16 protein-coding genes are annotated in these 16,321 nt (G+C 70.7%); 5 read left to right on the top strand and 11 right to left on the bottom strand.

The window, feature by feature from the left end:
- Positions 1 to 45 precede the first annotated feature (45 nt).
- Positions 46 to 1,005, top strand: a complete 960-nt coding sequence (locus ABD830_RS28110; protein WP_425567197.1) for an NAD(P)-dependent alcohol dehydrogenase — start codon at positions 46 to 48, stop codon at positions 1,003 to 1,005.
- A 59-nt stretch (positions 1,006 to 1,064) separates the two neighbouring features.
- Positions 1,065 to 1,937, top strand: a complete 873-nt coding sequence (locus tag ABD830_RS28105) for a class I SAM-dependent methyltransferase (RefSeq protein ID WP_344993599.1) — start codon at positions 1,065 to 1,067, stop codon at positions 1,935 to 1,937.
- Between the two features lie 86 nt (positions 1,938 to 2,023).
- Here ABD830_RS28105 and ligD read toward each other — a convergent pair whose 3' ends face one another.
- Together ligD and ABD830_RS28095 are read right to left on the bottom strand one after the other, a co-directional pair.
- The gene (gene ligD / locus ABD830_RS28100; protein WP_344993596.1) at positions 2,024 to 3,229 is read right to left on the bottom strand and encodes a non-homologous end-joining DNA ligase; all 1,206 of its coding nucleotides are present in this window, start codon (positions 3,227 to 3,229) and stop codon (positions 2,024 to 2,026) included.
- A gap of 42 nt (positions 3,230 to 3,271) precedes the next feature.
- Positions 3,272 to 6,508, bottom strand: a complete 3,237-nt coding sequence (locus tag ABD830_RS28095) for an ATP-binding protein (protein WP_344993594.1) — start codon at positions 6,506 to 6,508, stop codon at positions 3,272 to 3,274.
- A gap of 66 nt (positions 6,509 to 6,574) precedes the next feature.
- Here ABD830_RS28095 and ABD830_RS28090 point away from each other — a divergent pair, with 66 nt between their 5' ends.
- On the top strand, positions 6,575 to 7,855 hold the full coding sequence (locus ABD830_RS28090) for an FAD-binding oxidoreductase (RefSeq protein WP_344993591.1): 1,281 nt from the start codon (positions 6,575 to 6,577) through the stop codon (positions 7,853 to 7,855).
- A gap of 21 nt (positions 7,856 to 7,876) precedes the next feature.
- On the opposite strand, the gene ABD830_RS28085 is transcribed toward ABD830_RS28090, so the two are convergent.
- Positions 7,877 to 8,305, bottom strand: a complete 429-nt coding sequence (locus ABD830_RS28085) for a DUF7737 domain-containing protein (RefSeq protein WP_344993588.1) — start codon at positions 8,303 to 8,305, stop codon at positions 7,877 to 7,879.
- Positions 8,306 to 8,366: 61 nt separating this feature from the next.
- Positions 8,367 to 9,389: a DUF6461 domain-containing protein gene (locus tag ABD830_RS28080; RefSeq protein ID WP_344993585.1), complete on the bottom strand. Its 1,023-nt coding sequence runs from the start codon at positions 9,387 to 9,389 to the stop codon at positions 8,367 to 8,369.
- A 420-nt stretch (positions 9,390 to 9,809) separates the two neighbouring features.
- On the opposite strand from ABD830_RS28080, the gene ABD830_RS28075 reads away from it, so the two are divergent.
- A complete protein-coding gene (locus ABD830_RS28075) occupies positions 9,810 to 10,823 on the top strand; it encodes an RNA ligase family protein (RefSeq protein ID WP_344993582.1) in 1,014 nt (337 codons plus the stop codon).
- A 151-nt stretch (positions 10,824 to 10,974) separates the two neighbouring features.
- Here ABD830_RS28075 and ABD830_RS28070 read toward each other — a convergent pair whose 3' ends face one another.
- Genes ABD830_RS28070 through ABD830_RS28055 form a run of 4 tightly spaced genes read right to left on the bottom strand, consistent with a single transcriptional unit; the run spans position 10,975 to position 12,320 of the window.
- Complete coding sequence (locus ABD830_RS28070; RefSeq protein WP_344993579.1) at positions 10,975 to 11,292, bottom strand: hypothetical protein; 318 nt, start codon at positions 11,290 to 11,292, stop codon at positions 10,975 to 10,977.
- Between the two features lie 2 nt (positions 11,293 to 11,294).
- A complete protein-coding gene (locus tag ABD830_RS28065) occupies positions 11,295 to 11,537 on the bottom strand; it encodes a hypothetical protein (RefSeq protein ID WP_344996059.1) in 243 nt (80 codons plus the stop codon).
- 34 nt (positions 11,538 to 11,571) lie between these two features.
- On the bottom strand, positions 11,572 to 12,003 hold the full coding sequence (locus ABD830_RS28060; protein ID WP_344993577.1) for a leucine-rich repeat domain-containing protein: 432 nt from the start codon (positions 12,001 to 12,003) through the stop codon (positions 11,572 to 11,574).
- The gene (locus ABD830_RS28055) at positions 11,931 to 12,320 is read right to left on the bottom strand and encodes a leucine-rich repeat domain-containing protein (RefSeq protein WP_344993575.1); all 390 of its coding nucleotides are present in this window, start codon (positions 12,318 to 12,320) and stop codon (positions 11,931 to 11,933) included. Before ABD830_RS28055 ends, ABD830_RS28060 begins: the two co-directional genes overlap by 73 nt.
- 82 nt (positions 12,321 to 12,402) lie before the next feature.
- Here ABD830_RS28055 and ABD830_RS28050 point away from each other — a divergent pair, with 82 nt between their 5' ends.
- Complete coding sequence (locus ABD830_RS28050; RefSeq protein ID WP_344993573.1) at positions 12,403 to 13,269, top strand: hypothetical protein; 867 nt, start codon at positions 12,403 to 12,405, stop codon at positions 13,267 to 13,269.
- A 167-nt stretch (positions 13,270 to 13,436) separates the two neighbouring features.
- Here the strand turns inward: ABD830_RS28050 and ABD830_RS28045 are convergent, their stop codons facing one another.
- From ABD830_RS28045 to ABD830_RS28035, 3 genes are all read right to left on the bottom strand, one after another.
- On the bottom strand, positions 13,437 to 14,186 hold the full coding sequence (locus tag ABD830_RS28045) for a crotonase/enoyl-CoA hydratase family protein (RefSeq protein ID WP_344993570.1): 750 nt from the start codon (positions 14,184 to 14,186) through the stop codon (positions 13,437 to 13,439).
- 149 nt (positions 14,187 to 14,335) lie between these two features.
- Positions 14,336 to 14,722: a VOC family protein gene (locus ABD830_RS28040; protein WP_344993567.1), complete on the bottom strand. Its 387-nt coding sequence runs from the start codon at positions 14,720 to 14,722 to the stop codon at positions 14,336 to 14,338.
- Complete coding sequence (locus ABD830_RS28035; protein ID WP_344993564.1) at positions 14,723 to 16,219, bottom strand: MFS transporter; 1,497 nt, start codon at positions 16,217 to 16,219, stop codon at positions 14,723 to 14,725. It lies immediately after the preceding gene.
- Between the last annotated feature and the right edge of the window lie 102 nt (positions 16,220 to 16,321).

Raw genomic sequence — 16,321 nt, 5'->3', positions numbered from 1 at the left:
GGTTAGCCCGCTAGCGTCACTCACGTGGAGATGAAAGCGACTGAGATGCGCGCAGCCCTGTTCGACCGGTACGGGCCACCGGACGTGCTGTACGTGGGCACGGTGCCGAAGCCGGCCCCCGGACCCGGCGAGGTGCTGGTGCGCGTGCACGCCACCAGCGTGAACGGCGGCGAGCTGCACGGCCGGGCGGGCAAGATGCGGCCCGTGACCGGGCTGATGCAGCGAGGCTTCCCGAAACGCATGGGGCTCGACTTCACCGGTGAGGTCGTCGCCGTGGGCCCGGACCCGGCCGAACCCGGACCCCGGCCGGGCGACCGGGTGTGGGGCGCGCTGGACCGCACGTTCGGCAGCGTCGCCGAGTACCTGGCCGTCCGCCCCCGTCACCTGTCCCTCGTCCCGGAGGGCCTCGACCTGGTGGCGGCCTCGGCACTCCCGGTGGGCACCGTAGCGATCACGGCACTGCGCGACAAGGCGGAACTGCGGCCGGGCGAGCGCCTGCTCGTACGCGGCGGCAGCGGCGGCGTCGGGGTCACGGCGGTGCAGCTCGGCAGGGCACTCGGCGCCCACGTCACCGCGCTCGCCGGGGCACGGAACCTCGACCTCGTCCGCGACCTCGGCGCCCACGAGGCCTATGACTACGCCACCACGCGGCCTGCGGATCTGCCGCCATTCGACGTGGTCATGGACACCGTCGGCACCGACCACGCCGCCTACCGGCGCCTCCTGACCCCGTCGGGTCGCATGGTGGCGATAGCCTTCGACGTCAACCGGATCGCCGCGTCCCTGTCGTACATCGCCGCCTCCACCCTGTACGGCCGGCGGCGCGTGCGCTTCTTCAGCGGCCGGCCCACCCACCGCCTCCTCGCCGACCTCACCCGGTACGTGCAGACCGGCGCCATCCGCCCGGTCGTGGACACCGTGTTCCCCCTGGAAGAGATCGCCGAGGCGCACCGGGCCCTGGAGGCGGGCGGCGTGAGCGGCAAGATCATCGTCCGCCTCGTCTGAGACCCGGGGTCGGCGAAAATCGGTCGCTTCCGCGCGGCGGTCGTCGTTAGCGTGTCACGGTGATCTACGAGCACCCGTTGGCGTACGTGCTGGGCCTGGAGGGCATCGCCCTGATGCGGTCCTTCACCGGCGAGCACGACCGTGCGTTCGTCGAGGCACGCCTCGCCGAGATCCGTAAGTTCCTCGATGACGACTCCCTGGCCGACGCCGCCGTCGAGGTGGCTCGCTTGGACACCGTGGAGGGTTACCGGATCTGGTCGCGGAACTACGACGGGCCCAACAGCGCGTTCGACCTCGACGAGCCGTTCATCAGGGAGATCGTCGACGCGTTGCCGGCCGGCGACGCGCTGGACGCGGCGTGCGGCACCGGCAGGATGGCGGCCTACCTGGCCGGTCGCGGCCATCGGGTGCGCGGCGTGGACAGCTCGCCCGACATGCTGGAGCGGGCGCGCCTACGGGTGCCGCAGGCGGAGTTCCTGCCGGGCGAGCTGTCCTCCCTGCCGGTGCCCGGCGAGTCCGTCGACCTGGTGGTCTGCTCGCTGGCGTTGACGCACGTGCCCGTGCTGGACCCGGTGCTGGCCGAGTTCGGCCGGGTTTTGCGGCCCGGCGGGCATGTGGTGATCGCCGACATCCATCCCGAGGGCGTGGCGCAGGGGGTGGTCCCGCCCGTACGGCTGCCGGACGGCCGGCCGGGGAGGGTGGCCACCTACCGCCATCTGGTCGGGGACTACGTACGGGCCGCGCTGGCGGCGGGGCTCCAGGTGCGGCGCTGCGAGGAGCCCCGGCATCCGGCAGGGGAGCCGCGCGAGCGGACCGACGTCCTGGAGGCGTGGGACGTGTGGCCGTGGGCCTTGTGGGATCTGGCGCCCGAGGCGGCGCACGCGGCCATCGCCGGGACGCCGTCCATGCTGTTCTGGCACTTTCAGCGCTAGCCGGCACTCCACGGCCGCCGCGATGCGCGCCGAGGGGGATGTGTCCGGCGCCCCGCTCAGCTCGGGGCGGGGCCGCCTGCGCCCGCTCAGCTCGGGGCGGGGCCTCCGGCGCCGCGCCAGGGGTCGTAGTCGACCTCCAGCGGCTCCTGCTCCGGCCGCTGCTCCTCCGGCACATGCTGGAGGTTGACCCGGACGCGATACCACACGCTGCTGCGCCCCCGCATGCCGTCGACCAGCACGTCGGCGGGCTCCAGCTTGGCCGCGACCTCCGGATGGCGGGCCTTCCACCGCTCGAACCCGGCCAGCGCCTCGTCCTTGTGCTCGGCCCGCGCGATCTCGATGACGGGCATGGTCTGCTGCCGGCGCCCCGCGCCCTTGGGCGGCTTGGGCGCGGGCCCGAGCTCGTCGGCCAGCCGCAGCAGCCCGTCCAGCGAGCCCGGGTGCAGGTCCATGTCCTCCCACGGGTCGCCCACCGAGGCCAGGCGCTTAGGCACCGTGTCGATCGTGTACGCCTCGGGGTGGCAGCCCGGCACCTCGTCCCAGGTCAGAGGCGTCGAGACGCGCGCATCGGGGACGGCGCGCACGGAGTAGGAGGAGGCCACCGTGCGGTCGTAGGCGTTCTGGTTGAAGTCGACGAAGACGCCGTGCCGCTCCTCCTTCCACCACCGGCTGGTGGCCAGGTCGGGAGCCCGCCGCTCCACCTCGCGGGCCACCGTCTCGGCGGCCTTGCGCACCTTGGCGAACGGCCAGCGCCGCTCGATCCGGGCGTACACATGGAACCCCCGCGACCCTGACGTCTTGGGCCAGGCGACCAGCCCGTGGTCGGCCAGCACCTCGCGGGCCACCTGCGCGGTCGCCAGCACGTCGGACCACGGGACGCCGGGCACCGGGTCGAGGTCGATGCGGAGCTCGTCGGGCCTGGACAGGTCGTCGGAGCGCACCGGATGGGGGTTGAGGTCGACGCACCCCAGATTGACCACCCAGAGCAGCTGGGCCAGGTCGGTGCAGACGACCTCCTCGGCGCCGAGCCCCGAGCGGTATTTCAGCTCGGCCACCTCGATCCAGTCGGGCCGCTTGGCCGGGGCGCGCTTCTGGAAGAAGGCCTCCTGCTCGATGCCGTGCACGAACCGCTTGAGCACCATCGGCCGCCCGTGGACGCCCCGCAGCGCCGCCTCGCCCACGGCCTGGTAGTAGCGGACCAGGTCGAGCTTGGTGTGGCCGCTCTGCGGGAAGACCACCTTGTCGGGGCTGGTGATGCTGACCTCGCGCCCCGCGACCTCGATGACAGGCATACGGTCACCCTACGCGGGGCCACCGACAAGACCCCGGCGGCTTCATTGCGTCAGCTCGGCGCGGCGGGCGAGGCTGCGCGACTCCCAGTAGGCCAGCCCGAGCCGCCGATGCGTGGCGATGGCGGCCGCGTTGTGCTCGAGCGCCTTGTCCCTGTGCCCGAGCCGGAGCGCGAGCTCGGCCAGCACGTCCTGCACGGAGCCCAGGGCCGCGCTGCCCATGCCCATGATGACCGGCTGCCCGGCGATCGGCAGCAGCCGCTCGTACATGTCGCCGGGGTCAGGCGTGCCGAGCTGGGCGGCCACGAGCCCCCAGACCGGGAAGAAGAAGTCCGCCGACCAGTCCTCCTGCAGGTCCACACCCCACCGTTCGACGAGCCTGCGCGCCCGGTCGGTGCGCCCCACGTCCAGGGAGGCGAGGATGGCGAGCGGGCGTACCAGGGTCATGCCTGGGCGGTCGCCCGCGGCCACCAGCTCGTCCACCAGCTCCGCCACCCGGCCCTGGCCACGCCGGCACGCGTAGAGGCCGGACAGGCGGCGGACGTCCAGGCCCCACAGGCTCGCCCCGAAGGCGATCGTGGGGAAGCGTTCGAGCAGCGCCTCCACCTCCGCCCACCGGCCGTGCAGCACGTGGTCGGCGGACTGGGAGACGCGGACCATGGCCTCCAGCTCGGGCCGGTCCACCTCGTGGAGCAGCTGCTCGCAGCGGGCCAGGTCCCTCCTCCACTCGTCCAGGTCGCCGGCGCGCAGCAGGCACGACATGCGCAGCACCCGCCCCACCACCTTGGCCTCCCTGGGCAGGCCGGGCACGGCCAGCATCTCCTCGGCCGCCGCCAGCCGTTCGCGGTTGCGGCCCGGTACGAAGCTCGCGATCAGGTAGTTGTTGAGCGCCCTGGCCAGCAGCATGGACTCGCCCGAGCGGCGGGCCAGGTCGATCGCGTCGAGCGCCAGCCGCTCGCCCTCGGCCCGCCGGGGGCCGTAGTACAGCTCGATGCCGAGCGTGCCCAGGAGCGCGGCCCTGGACCGGTCGTCGAGGTCGCCCGCCAGGAGGTCCTCCAGGATCGCGACCATGTCCTCGTCCACGGTGCCGTACGGGCGCCAGTTCCACACCGACAGGCCGCCGAAGACCGAGACCGCCGCCACCAGCGCGTCCCCGTCGCCGAGCCGCTGGGCCTGGGCGACCGCCTCGCTCAGGTCGCGGTAGGCGCCCTGGGCGTCGCCCATGGTGCGGCGGGCCTGGCCCAGCTCGGTCAGCACGTGGCAGCGTCCGGGCGAGTCGCCGGGCGGGAGGTGGTCAAGCGCCAGCTCCCACAGCTGGACGGCCTCCTGGTAGCCGTGCCGCCGCGCGGCCTGCCCGGCGGCCCGCGTCGCGTACGTGGCGGCCTTGGGTGCGCCGCCCAGCCGGGCCGCTGCGGCGAAGTGCCCCGCCAGGATCGCGGGGTCGGCGCCGGGCACGGTCTCCAGGTGCTCGGCGGCCCGCAGGTGCAGGCGGGCGCGGCCCAGCCTGGTGAGCCCCGCGTCGAGGGCCTGACGTACGAGGGCGTGGGAGAAGCGGTAGTCGGCGGCCCCGTTGGACAGCTCGGCGAGCAGCCCGGCGGCCAGCGCGGGCTCCAGCTGCGACATGACCTCTTCGATCGAGCGGTCCACCAGGGCGGCCAGCAGGTCCAGCTCCACCTCGCGGCCCGCGACCGCGGCGGCTCTGAGCAGCTCCTGGGTGGGCTCGGGAAGGCGGGCCAGCCGGCGTTCGATGACGTCGCGGGCGCCGGGAGGGACGAGGTGGCGCTCGCGTTCCGGCAGGCGGAGCAGCTCGGTGAGGTAGAACGGGTTGCCGCCCGACCGGTCGAGCAGCTCCTGCGGGTCGGCCGCCACGTCGTACAGGCGCAGGTAGTCGCGTATGCCCGAGGCGTCGAACGGTTTCAGCGGCACCCTGCCGCCCTCCCTGGCCAGCACGCCGAGGGTCTCGCGCAGCTGCTCCGGATGGTCGCCGGGCTCAGGCCTGAGCGTGGCGACGATGAGCGCGGAGGTCCGCGCCAGCTCGCCCGCGACGTGGCCGAGCAGCCTCAGCGAGGAGGCGTCGGCCCAGTGCAGGTCCTCGAGCACCACCAGCAGGGGGCCCTTGCGCAGCTCGGTCAGTACGGCGTCGTACAGGTCGAACAGCTCGGCGTGCGGGCGCGGAGGGATCAGGCCCGCCTTGGTCCAGGGCCAGAACGCCGGAGCCGTGCCGCCGTCGAGGCAGCGCCCCCACTCCACCCTGAAGCCCCGGGCGGCGGCGAGGTCGGCGGCCGCCCTGGCCAGGCTCGTCTTCCCGATGCCCGCCTCACCGGTGACCAGGACCAGCCCGCCCCTGCCGCGCCGGGCCTCGGACAGCAGCTCCTCCAGGGCACGCAGCTCGCCCTCCCTGGCCACGAGCCGGTCCCCGTCGAAGGCGGGCGCGGGCCTCGGGCTGCCCGCGGGCGCCGCCCCGGCTCGCGCGGGCATCGCCCCGGCACTCGCGGGCGCCTCGGCTCTCGCGGGCGTTCCGGCTCTCGCGGGCGTTCCGGCGTCGAGCTCGGGCGCCTGCTCGAACACGGCCTGTTCCAGCCGCCTCAGCTCCGGCCCCGGCTCGATGCCCAGCTCGTCGGCGAGCAGGGCGCGCACCCTGCGCAGCGCCGCGAGCGCGTCGGCCTGGCGTCCTGCCCGGTACAGCCCGAGCACCAGCAGCCCCCACGCCCGCTCGCGGTAGGGATGCGCCTCCGTCAGCGCCTCCAGGTCGGCCACGCTGGCCTCTCCCAGCGCCAGCCGGGCCTCCAGCCGATCCTCCTCGGCCGCCAGTCGCAGCTCGCCCAGCCGCGCGGCGGCCGCCGGCGCCAGATCGGGGAACTCGGCCAGCGGCTCCCCGCGCCACAGCGCGAGCGCCCGGTCCAGCGTCCGGCCCGCCTCCGCGTGCCGCCCCTGTCTCACTAGGCGCGCGCCGTCGGCGGCCCACGCGGCGAAGCGGCCCACGTCGGTCTGGCCGGGTGTGATGTTCAGCAGGTAGCCGGGTTCGCGGGTGAGCAGCACCTGGGGCGGCGTGCGCGGCTTGCGGTCCGGCTCGAGCACCCGCCGCAGGTGCGAGACGTACGCCTGCAGCGTCGCCGTGGCCTTGGCCGGCGCCTCGCCCGCCCACAGCTCCTCGATCAGCAGGTCGAGCGGGACGACCCGGCCGGGTTCGAGCGCCAGCCTGGCGAGGACCGCCCGCTGCTTGCGGGTACCGGGGTCGAGCCGGTTGCCCTCGTCGTCGTCCACCTCAAGTGGGCCGAACATTCTGAACTCCACGAACCTCAAGTCAACCCCAATTTTTTCTCAAGTCCTAAACCGCACGCTGGACACATGAACGAACTGAGGAACCTGATGAACGGCCGCGTCCTCCTCCCCGGCGACGAGGGCTTCGACGAGGCGCGCAGGCCGTGGAACCTGGCCGTCGACCAGCCGGTGCGCGCGGTGGTCGAGGTGGCCGACGCGGACGACGTGGCGGCCGCGGTCGGTTTCGCCCGCCTGCACGGGCTGGCGGTGACCGCGCAGCCGAGCGGCCACGGCCCCTCCGGCGACACCGACGGCACGATCCTGCTGCGTACTCGCGGGCTCGGCGGAGTGGAGATCGGCAACGGGGTGGCCCGCGTCGGCGCGGGCGTGAAGTGGGGCGAGGTGCTGGCGGCGGCGAGCCCGCTCGGCCTGACCGGCCTCGCGGGCAGCTCCCCCGTGGTCAGCGTGGTCGGGTACACGCTGGGCGGCGGGCTGAGCTGGTTCAGCAGGAAGTACGGCTTCGCGTCCGACAGCGTGCGGGCCTTCGACGCGGTGGACGCCGAGGGCAGGCGGATCAGGGTGACGGCCGATCAGGATCCCGAGCTGTTCTGGGCGCTGCGGGGCGGCGGCGGCGACTTCGCGATCGTGACGGCGGTGGAGTTCGAGCTGAGCCCCGCGCCCTTCCTGCACGGCGGGCGGATCATGTGGCCGATCGAGCGGGCGCCCGAGGTGCTGGCCGCCTTCCGCGAGGTCACCGCGTCGGCGCCGGACGAGCTGACGGTCTGGTTCGACCTGCTGCAGATCCCCGGCGGTCCCGGGTTCGTCATGGTCGACAGCACGTATCTGGGCCGGGACCCGGGCGCGCTGCTGCGGCCCTTCGACCTGATCGGCGGGGCCGTCAGCGACAACCGGAGGCTGCTGCCGGTGGCCGAGCTGGGCTCCATCTGCGACGAGCCCACCGACCCCTCGCCGGGGATGAGCCGGTGCGAGCTGCTGACCGGGCTGGACGGCGAGGTGGCCGGCGTGCTGCTGGACGAGCCGATCGATCCGCTGGTGGGCGTGCAGATCCGGCATCTGGGCGGCGCGCTCGCCAAGCCCGCGGACGGTGGCGGCGCCGCGGGGCACCTGGACGAGCCGTACCTGGTCTACGCGTTCGGCCAGCCTTCCGAGACGACGGGCGAGCGCCTCGACCGGCTGGGCAAGGCGCTGGTGCCGGCGACCAGCGGGCGCAAGCCGTACACGATGCTGCATGGCGGTGAGCAGGCCGCGGCCGCGTTCCCGCGCGAGACGCTGGCCAGGCTGCGCGACCTCAAGCGCTCCCGCGACCCGCACGGTGTGATCAAGGCGAACTTCCCCGTGCTCGGGTAGCGTCCCTCTCGCGCCCCCCGCTCAGGGCCGGAAGGGCAGGAAGACCGGGTCGCCGCCGGAACCACGGCGGGGGACGATGCACAGGTAGGCGTCGTTGGGCTCCATGAGGATATTGCTCGAGCCGAGGTGGATCTTGTAGGTGCGCAGGTCACCGCGGACGACGAGGAACCGGTCTGCGAGAGTGCAGCGGTCGGAGATCGCCAGGCGCGGCAGCAGCCGGGCCAGTGCGTCACGGCGGATCTGGGCAGTCTGGGTGAGGTCGCCGAAGCCGTAGGACTGCCAGTACTCGCCGTGCCCCTCGGGGTCCAGGCCGGTCGAGGTGACGCCGACGGCCAGGTCGGCGTCGCGCAGCACCTCCGACAACGTCAGCGGGGCCACCTCGGTCAGCGGGACCCGGCGCCGCCCTGTGTCGTCGGTGAAGTGGAGGTCGCCGCTGACGCAGACGGACACCGTGCCGAGGCGTGTTCGGCTCGGGCGCGGGTCTGGGTGAGCTCGGAGAAGCAACGACGCGTCAGAACCGGCTCCACTCCGGGACTTGGACCCACCTGGACCATGGTCCCTTCACGCAGGAGCCGTCGCCGGGATCCAGGCCCAGCAGCGTGAACGCGTATCCGATCTCGGCTGCGATCGGGTCCTGTCTGCTTTGGGCCCAGGAGTAGAGGAAGCGGTTCAGCGTCCGCGCCGGGTTCTCGCCGGGGCGTGCGTCACTGCTGACGGGATCGCGGTCGACCTCTTCGCCGTCGATGACGTAGCTGCTCTGCGTGCCGCTCTTAGCGTTGAAGTAGACAGCTACGCAGTGGGTGCCCGCCGACAAGGGGTTCACCGTCTCGTTCAGGGTGACGGCGAAGCCTTCCGGCTGCACCAGGGCGCATCCTCCCGCGATTTCGGTGACGGCGACGTATTGCAACCCGGCTGTGTAAAGGTCAACCTCATCCTCGTCATCCTCATCCTCGGGCAGCCACGGTGCCGGGCGAGGGGGATGCGGAGCGAACCGCGCGGGGTCGGCCCCCAGGCGCCGGATCGCCTCATCAGCGCTGATTCCTGCGACCAGCGCCAGTCCCATCCCCACCGCCCACTCCCCGCCCAGGTGCGCCGTGTTATCGAGCAGCGTCTTGCGCTCACGCGCCCGCTGGATGGCGGCTCGATGCTCCTCCTCCAGGGGAACGACCCCGGGAAGGCAAGCGAACAACGACGCATGTGGGCCAGCCAGCGCCAGCCGCCCGGCCGACCACCCGCACATCACCTCGATCCATGGGTCGGCCCCGGCTGCCAGCAGCGCCTCGATGGCACCGGCGTTGGCCTCCCACACCGCTTCCCACAGCGGGGTGCGGCCATCTTCCCCGCGCACGTTCACGTCACTGGCCTGAGCCGCCAGCGCGGCCACGACCTCATTTGAACCGCGACTACACGCGGCGATCAGCGGCACACCCCAAGCCACTGCTTCCGGCGCGCTGGGGTCGGTGCCGGTAGCCAGCCACTGCCCGGCCTCCTCCATGTCCGTCCAGGCCCAATAGCCGATTCTGTCGAAGGTCATAGCATGCTCCTCAGCGCCTCGATCATCGTCCACGCGCAACCCCATGCTAGTGATCATGACTACTCCTCGTGGATAGTCTGATCCCGGCGTAGATGCTCAGGGCAAGCATGCTCCAAGGCGCGTGCTGGTTGATCGACACCCTTCGCACCACCCCGAAGAACACCCACGGCTGCCACAAACACCTCATCACCACGCGATGTAACGGCGCGAGTCCGCGACGATAGATGACCTTCGAGCGCGAGGACTACTACGGCCAGCATTTCCGCCGACCTGGTCACCGAGGATGACCGGCGACCAGTAGCCACTCACTCACTGACACCAACTCCGCGCACAGCAACCGTCGCTAAATCTCATCGACATCACCGCCCCCGACGCCCCGCAACCGTCGCTCAAACCAGCGAACAAACGTGGCTGATTCTCGTGGTCGCAGTCATGGCGCCGTCGATGGGCGAAAAACAGTTTTGGGGATGTTGTGTGGGCATCGAGACTTCTGCCATGCGTCATGTGCCTTTCCCCAAGATCCCCGTTGCGTCGAGCGCCACCGTCGCCGCCAACGGCATCTGGATCGCGACTGAGAAGATCCACGGAGCGCAGCTGGTCATCGCCTACGACGGCCGGCAACTCCGCATCGGCAAACGCAAGGCATGGCTGCGCGGAGAGGAGGCCTTCTTCGGCTGGCAACTGCTGCGCGCCGAACTGGAACGAGCGGCCAGGACGGCATTGTCGTTGGGCGGCACGGTCGTACGCATCTATGGAGAGTTGTACGGCGGCCACTATCCGCATGCCGACGTTGAGCCGATGCCCGGGGTCAGCGCGGTGCAGACCGGGGTCTGGTACAGCCCGGGCCTGCGTTTCGCGCTCTTCGATGTACTCCGGCACGACCATTTAGACGACGCCGGCCTCTTTCTGCCCTATACCGACGTGGCAGCCGTGGCGGCGGCTGCCGGACTCGACGTCGTGCCCATACTCGGCAGAGCCCCCAGGCACGAGCTCGACGCCCTGCCACTGCGGTTCCCCACTCGAGTGCCATGCCTGCACGGCCTGCCGGACATTCCGGGAAACTTCGCGGAAGGGATCGTCATGCGTCCGGACATCTCCGCGACGGCGGAACAGCGGCCGATCATCAAGATGAAGATCGAAGAGTTCGACGAGCAACGCTTCGACGAAAGCCGGCCCTGGAACCAGCACACACAGCTTGCCTTGAACGACTTACGCCGACTCGCCCAGGCCATGGTGAACAAACCACGGCTGGACAGCGCGCGGTCCAAGACAGGACCCGGGTCCTTCAGCGAGTTTATGGACGAGGTCGTGCTCGACGTCATGGTCGATATCACCGACGCCTTCCCCGCCGCCATGGCCGCCCTTGGCGATGGCGAAGAAGACGAACTGCACACGTACCTGCGAGAGGTCGTCCAAGCGATGTGCCACGAGTGAGAACAGCCGCGCCGGATCCTGAAGCTACAAGGTCGATCAGCGGCAAGCCCACGGTTTGCCCGATGACAAGACTGGAGTTCTGGTCCTTCAATGGCGCTCTGCGACCGCCCTCTTCATCGCGCGGCGACTACCGCACCCCGCGGCCTGCTGATCAGCGTGGGCGGCTGAGGGCGGCTTCGGCCAGACCCGTCCATTTCTCGGACGAGGAGTGGGGCACGACCACCCAGTCCTTGATCACCCTGCCCTGTCCCATGGGGTCGAACAGCGACGCCCCGGGCAGCTCGAGCGCGGCCGTGTGCTCAGGGGTATCCCTGACCAGCCGGAACACCATCGCGCCGTCGCGTTGCAGGCTCGCGAACACCTTCCCCATCTGATCTTTGAGCGCGGGACTCCCCATCATCCTGGAGACCCGTACACCCAGGTCGGCCAGCTCGGCGCCGACCTGCTGGAAATCTTCCTCTGCGCTCAACGTCAGTCGGTCCCCAACTGCATGGCGGCGTGGTCGAGCAGCTCGTCGTGGTCGGGGCTCTTCCCGCGTGCTGCGATCGCCTCGGCCCCGCCTTCCGGCAGCGCGGCGATCAGGCTAGTGGTCCTGACGGCAGCGATCAAGGCCGTCGGCGGGGTGCCGGCCATTCCGGGCGGGGTGCGCGCCGCACCGCCGGATGCTTTGCCCGACCGCGCCGGCATCGGCTCGTCCGACCCCACCATCGTCAACGTCGCCCACGACGCCCTGGCCGACGCGCCGAGCTCAGGCGTCAGGGGTGGCGCGGTGCGTCCTTGACGCGCCGGGTTCGTCGTGGTCCCGGCGACTCGTCAAGATGTCGCGCAGGCGTGGCAGGCTCCGGACTTCTGGCCCGACCTCCCGTACCAGGGTCCAGGTCAGGTCGATACGCTCCAGATCGGTGAGCCGAGCCAACTCCGGTGGCAGTTCGCGCACCTCGCACGTGCTCAGGTCCAGGTAGCGGAGCCTGGTCATGCGACCGATCACGGCCGGGATCGCGGCCAGGCCGCTCATCGGCAGGGTCAACTCTTCGAGGTCGGTCAGATCCCACAGGTCGGCGGGGGGCGGGACCCATGTCCCGTCGGGCCTGACCAGACTTCCGTTGTTCAGGTCCAGCCGTCGCAGCGCCCGCAGATCGCCGATGCCGACCGGCAGTTCATCCAGGTGGCAGTCGGACATGTCCAGCTCTCGAAGGTTGCCCAGGGCCCACAGCTCTGCCGGGATACGGCAGCATGGCCGTTGAGCAGCAGCCTGCGCAGGGCGCCGAGCCGGCCGAGTTCGGCGGGGAAGGCTTTCAGCGGCGCCGACTGCAGGTCCAGGACCTCCAGTTGCTGAAGTTCCCCGATCTCGGCCGGTAGTTCGGTGAGCGCAGTGCCACATGCGGTCAACTCACGTAATCGGGCCAGGTGTCCGATCTCCGGTGGCAGAACGGCGATATACCGGCACCGAATCTCCAAGGTCTCCAACCGGGTCAGTCGGGCGATCTCAGCTGGCATCTCGGACAGGTAGTCGGCGTGGATGACCAGGACCCATGTCTCCGAGAAGCGCCTCGGGCACGTGCCATAGAAGGATGCGGATGTGGGGAAAACACGAAATGGCAGGGGCGGAATAAGCGATCATGGCGCAACCATCCGCTTGTTCGATGCACAACAGCGGCAATATGTGCAGCTTCCACCGCCGGCCTCCGGGCCTATCGTGGTGCGCTTCACTCCTCGCGAGGCCAGCGGACTGCATTCGGTGGACGACGAGCGCGGGATCGTGTTCGTGGAAGTATTGTGCAGGCTGCTGACCTGGAAGGGGTATCAGGTCCAGCCCCAGGAGAAGCCTCGTAGAGACGGACCCGGTACCGCGGACTGTCCTGCGGCGGCAAGGGGAAACAGTTCGTGCATCGACGCGCTGAGCTCGGATGACGACTCCCGGGCGTACGGGGAACACGACGACCTGCTATGTCACGTGCTGGTCGGCCCCGCCCAAGCCGGCGACCCATGTAGGTCCATGTGGCATCACCATCCCCAACATTCCCGCCCTACCCCGGCCATGCTCTCGAGGAACGGGCTCATCGAGGACTTCCGGTTCGCCATGCTGGCGGCCGGACACTACCGGCGCCCACGCGGCTTCTGGTGCGGCGGCATTCACAGCGGCTCATGTTTCGGCGATGCGCGCACCACCCGACGCCGGTTTGAACGCCTTGTTCAACAGGCGGAGCCGTTACCCGGAACGCAAACCTATGCCAAAGCCGTTGAACAGATGCCCGCTTCCGGCCCCGGGAGGCGCTACCTCACCCTCGTAGACGAAGCCATCAGCGACGATCTCCACACAACCCGTGCGCTCCACGCACTATACGCGGCACTGCGTCGAGGCAGGCTCTCCAACAGCGAACGAGCCGTCTTGGCAGCCACGGCACACCTGTTCACGCCATTGCAAGCGACGAATACACCTTCATAGCGTGATGTACGTGCTGCACCACTCCAAGAGAGCCGCACCCATCGCAGAATGCGTATTCGCTTCCGGGAAGCTTGTTCACCCCGGCGGCGAGCGCCAATGGCCTTGGCAAACTCCCGTCACTCTCAGACCCGTCCAACGGTAAGTGACGGACCACCGTTCTGTGAGGCTCAGAGGTCGCCGAAGTCGCCGTGGCGGCCCGCTCCCGCGGCGAAGCGGGCGGCGCCGCCCACGGCGTCGGGCAGCGAGACGAGCCCGTGCCGGAGCTCAATCCGCATCGCCTCCTCCTCGCTCAAGCCATGCTGCTCGAGCGCCGACAGCCGGTCGCCGCGCAGGCAGGTCTGCGGGAAGCGGGCGATCTCGCGGGCCAGCTCCTCGGCGCGCACCCTGGCGGTGCCGTCGGGCACGAGCCGGTTGGCCAGCCCCCACTCGTACGCCTCGCGCCCCTCGACCGCGCGGCCGGTGAGGATCATGTCCATGGCGCGGGAGGTGCCGATGAGCCGGGGCAGGCGCACGGTGCCGCCGTCGATCAGCGGCACCCCCCACCTCCGGCAGAACACCCCGAACACCGCCTCCTCCTCGGCCACCCGCAGGTCGCACCAGAGGGCGAGCTCGAGACCGCCCGCCACGGCATGCCCGGCCACGGCGGCGATGACCGGCTTGGTCAGGCGGAGCCTGGTCGGGCCCATCGGCCCGTCGCCTTCCTCGCCGACGTGGTTGTCGAGTGCCTTGAGATCGGCGCCCGCGCAGAACGTGCCGCCCTCGCCCCACAGCACCGCCACGGCGGAGTCGGAGGCCTCGAAGTCACGGAACGCGTCAGTCAGCGCGTCGGCGGTCTTGCGATCGACCGCGTTGCGCGCCTCCGGCCTGCTGATCACCACGGTGGTGACCGGTCCCTCGCGCTCCACGCGTACGGTCATGCCACCCTCCTCTCGGGGATCGTGCCGAGCGTACGCTCATGTGGACCTGCGGGCCAGCGACAGGCCACGCGACGGCTGGTGCGATTTCCGATGCTCGCGCACCCACCACCCCGATGACCTTCTGTCCGGGTGATGGACGCGTCGTCGCCCTAGATCGCCCGGCCGGTCAGGTCGCGGGTGAGTATTTCCATGAGGTGCCCGTCGGGGTCGGGGAAATAGACGCCGCGGCCGCCGGTACGGGAGTGGTAGATCTCACCTCGCTGTTCACGATGGGGATCGGCCCAGTAAGTGAGGCCGGCCGCACGGATCCGCTCGAACGTCGCGTCGAAGGTGTCCTCGGAGACCAGGAACGCGTAGTGCTGCATGGGGTCGTCGGCCAGGTTCATGTAGTCCAGGGTGACATTGTTGCTCAGCGTGACCGGGGCGAACCGGGCGACGTCGGGGCTGGTCGGTATTCCGAGGATGCCGGCGAGGAACTCGGCGGAAGCATGCTTGTCACGGGCGGGGACGATGGTGTGGTTGAGCTGGATGGACATTTAGTTTCCCTCCTTGGCTGGCTGCGTCTGGGTTGCGGGTTGTGGTCGTGCTGCGGGAATGAGGAGGTAGACGAGTACGGCCATGGCCGCGAGTAGGCCGGTGGCCCAGGCGGTCGCGGTCGCGTACCCGTGGATGAGCGCCGCTCGATGCAGGCTCAGGGCAGTGGGGTGGGTGGCGAGGTAGGTGGCGGTGGCGGTGACCGCGAGCGTGTTCAGGATGGCGGTGCCGATGGAACTACCGACCTGGGTGGCCGCGTTGATCACGGCGGAGGCGACGCCCGCGTCCTGTTGGGTCACGCCGTGGATGGCGATTTGGTACGCCGGCGGGAACAGCGCCCCCATGCCGCTCCCGATCAGTATCTGGGCGGGCAAAATGGTCGCGAGGTACCCGCTGTGGGGGGTCAGCCGGGTGATGAGGGCCAGCCCGGTTGCGGCGACCAGCAGCCCGCCGGCGATCAGGATCCGTGGCGGGAGACGCGGCATCAGCCGGTTGCCCAACTGGTAGCCGCTGAGCGCGTTCGCCAGCGTCATCGGCAGCACGGCCAGGCCGGCGCGGACGGGCGAGTAGTGCAGCACCACCTGCAGGTGGTAGGTCAGCAAGAGGAACATGCCGAATGATCCGACGACCGCGGTGGCGACGGCGAGGTAGGCGCCGGCGCGGCTGCGGTCGGCGAGGATGCGCAGCGGGAGCAGGGGGTCCGGGATCCGTGCCTGCCGCAGGGCGAATGCGGCCACCATGGCCGCTCCGCCCAGCAGCGCACCGAACACGGTCGGTTGCGCCCAGCCACCAGCGGCGGCCTGGCTGCATCCGAGCACCACGGCGGCGAGCCCGCCGGTGGCCAGCACGGCCGAGGCGGCGTCGAGTCCGGCAGAGCCGAATCGGGGTGGATCGGGCAGCACCAAGCGGCCGGCGGTCAGCACTGCGCCCGCGATGGCCACGTTGACGAACAAGCACCATCGCCAGTCGAGATAGTCGGTGAGGACGCCGCCTGCCAGCAGCCCGGCCGCCGCACCACTGCTGGCCACCGCCCCGTAGATGGCGAACGCCCGGGTTCGCTCCCGCTGGTCGGTGAACGTGACCGCGAGCAGCGACAGCACGGTCGGCGCGATCAGCGCGGCGAACGCCCCTTGCAGGGCACGCCCGGCGGCGAGGACCGGCAGTGTGGGCGCCAGCCCGGCAATCAGCGAGGCAAGCCCCAATCCGGCGACTCCGATCTGGAAGGACCGGCGCCGCCCGACGGCGTCGGCCACCCGCCCGCCGAACAAGAGCAGGCCGGCGAAGCACACGGTGTAGGCGGTCACTACCCACTGCCGCTGTCCATCGCTGAACTCCAGTGTCCGCTGGGCCGAGGGCAGCGCGATGTTCACGATCGTGGCGTCCAGCGCGGTCATCAGCTGCGCGGTGGCGATCACGACAAGCGCGAGCCAGCGACGCTCCGGCCTGCCTCGCCCTCGCGGCCGAGACTCGCCCGTACGACCTGGACGTGCGTCGGTCATCGCAGCCGCCTCTCATAAACGAAGGGATTTCCTCCGCATAACGTAACCGAAGGCGTTCCCTCCGTCTAGTGGTATGATGGGGGCCGAACCAGGAGGGAGAGG

The organism is Nonomuraea helvata (assembly GCF_039535785.1).
GTDB classification, from domain to species: Bacteria; Actinomycetota; Actinomycetes; order Streptosporangiales; family Streptosporangiaceae; genus Nonomuraea; species Nonomuraea helvata.
This window is presented reverse-complemented; position numbering and strand designations above follow the sequence as displayed.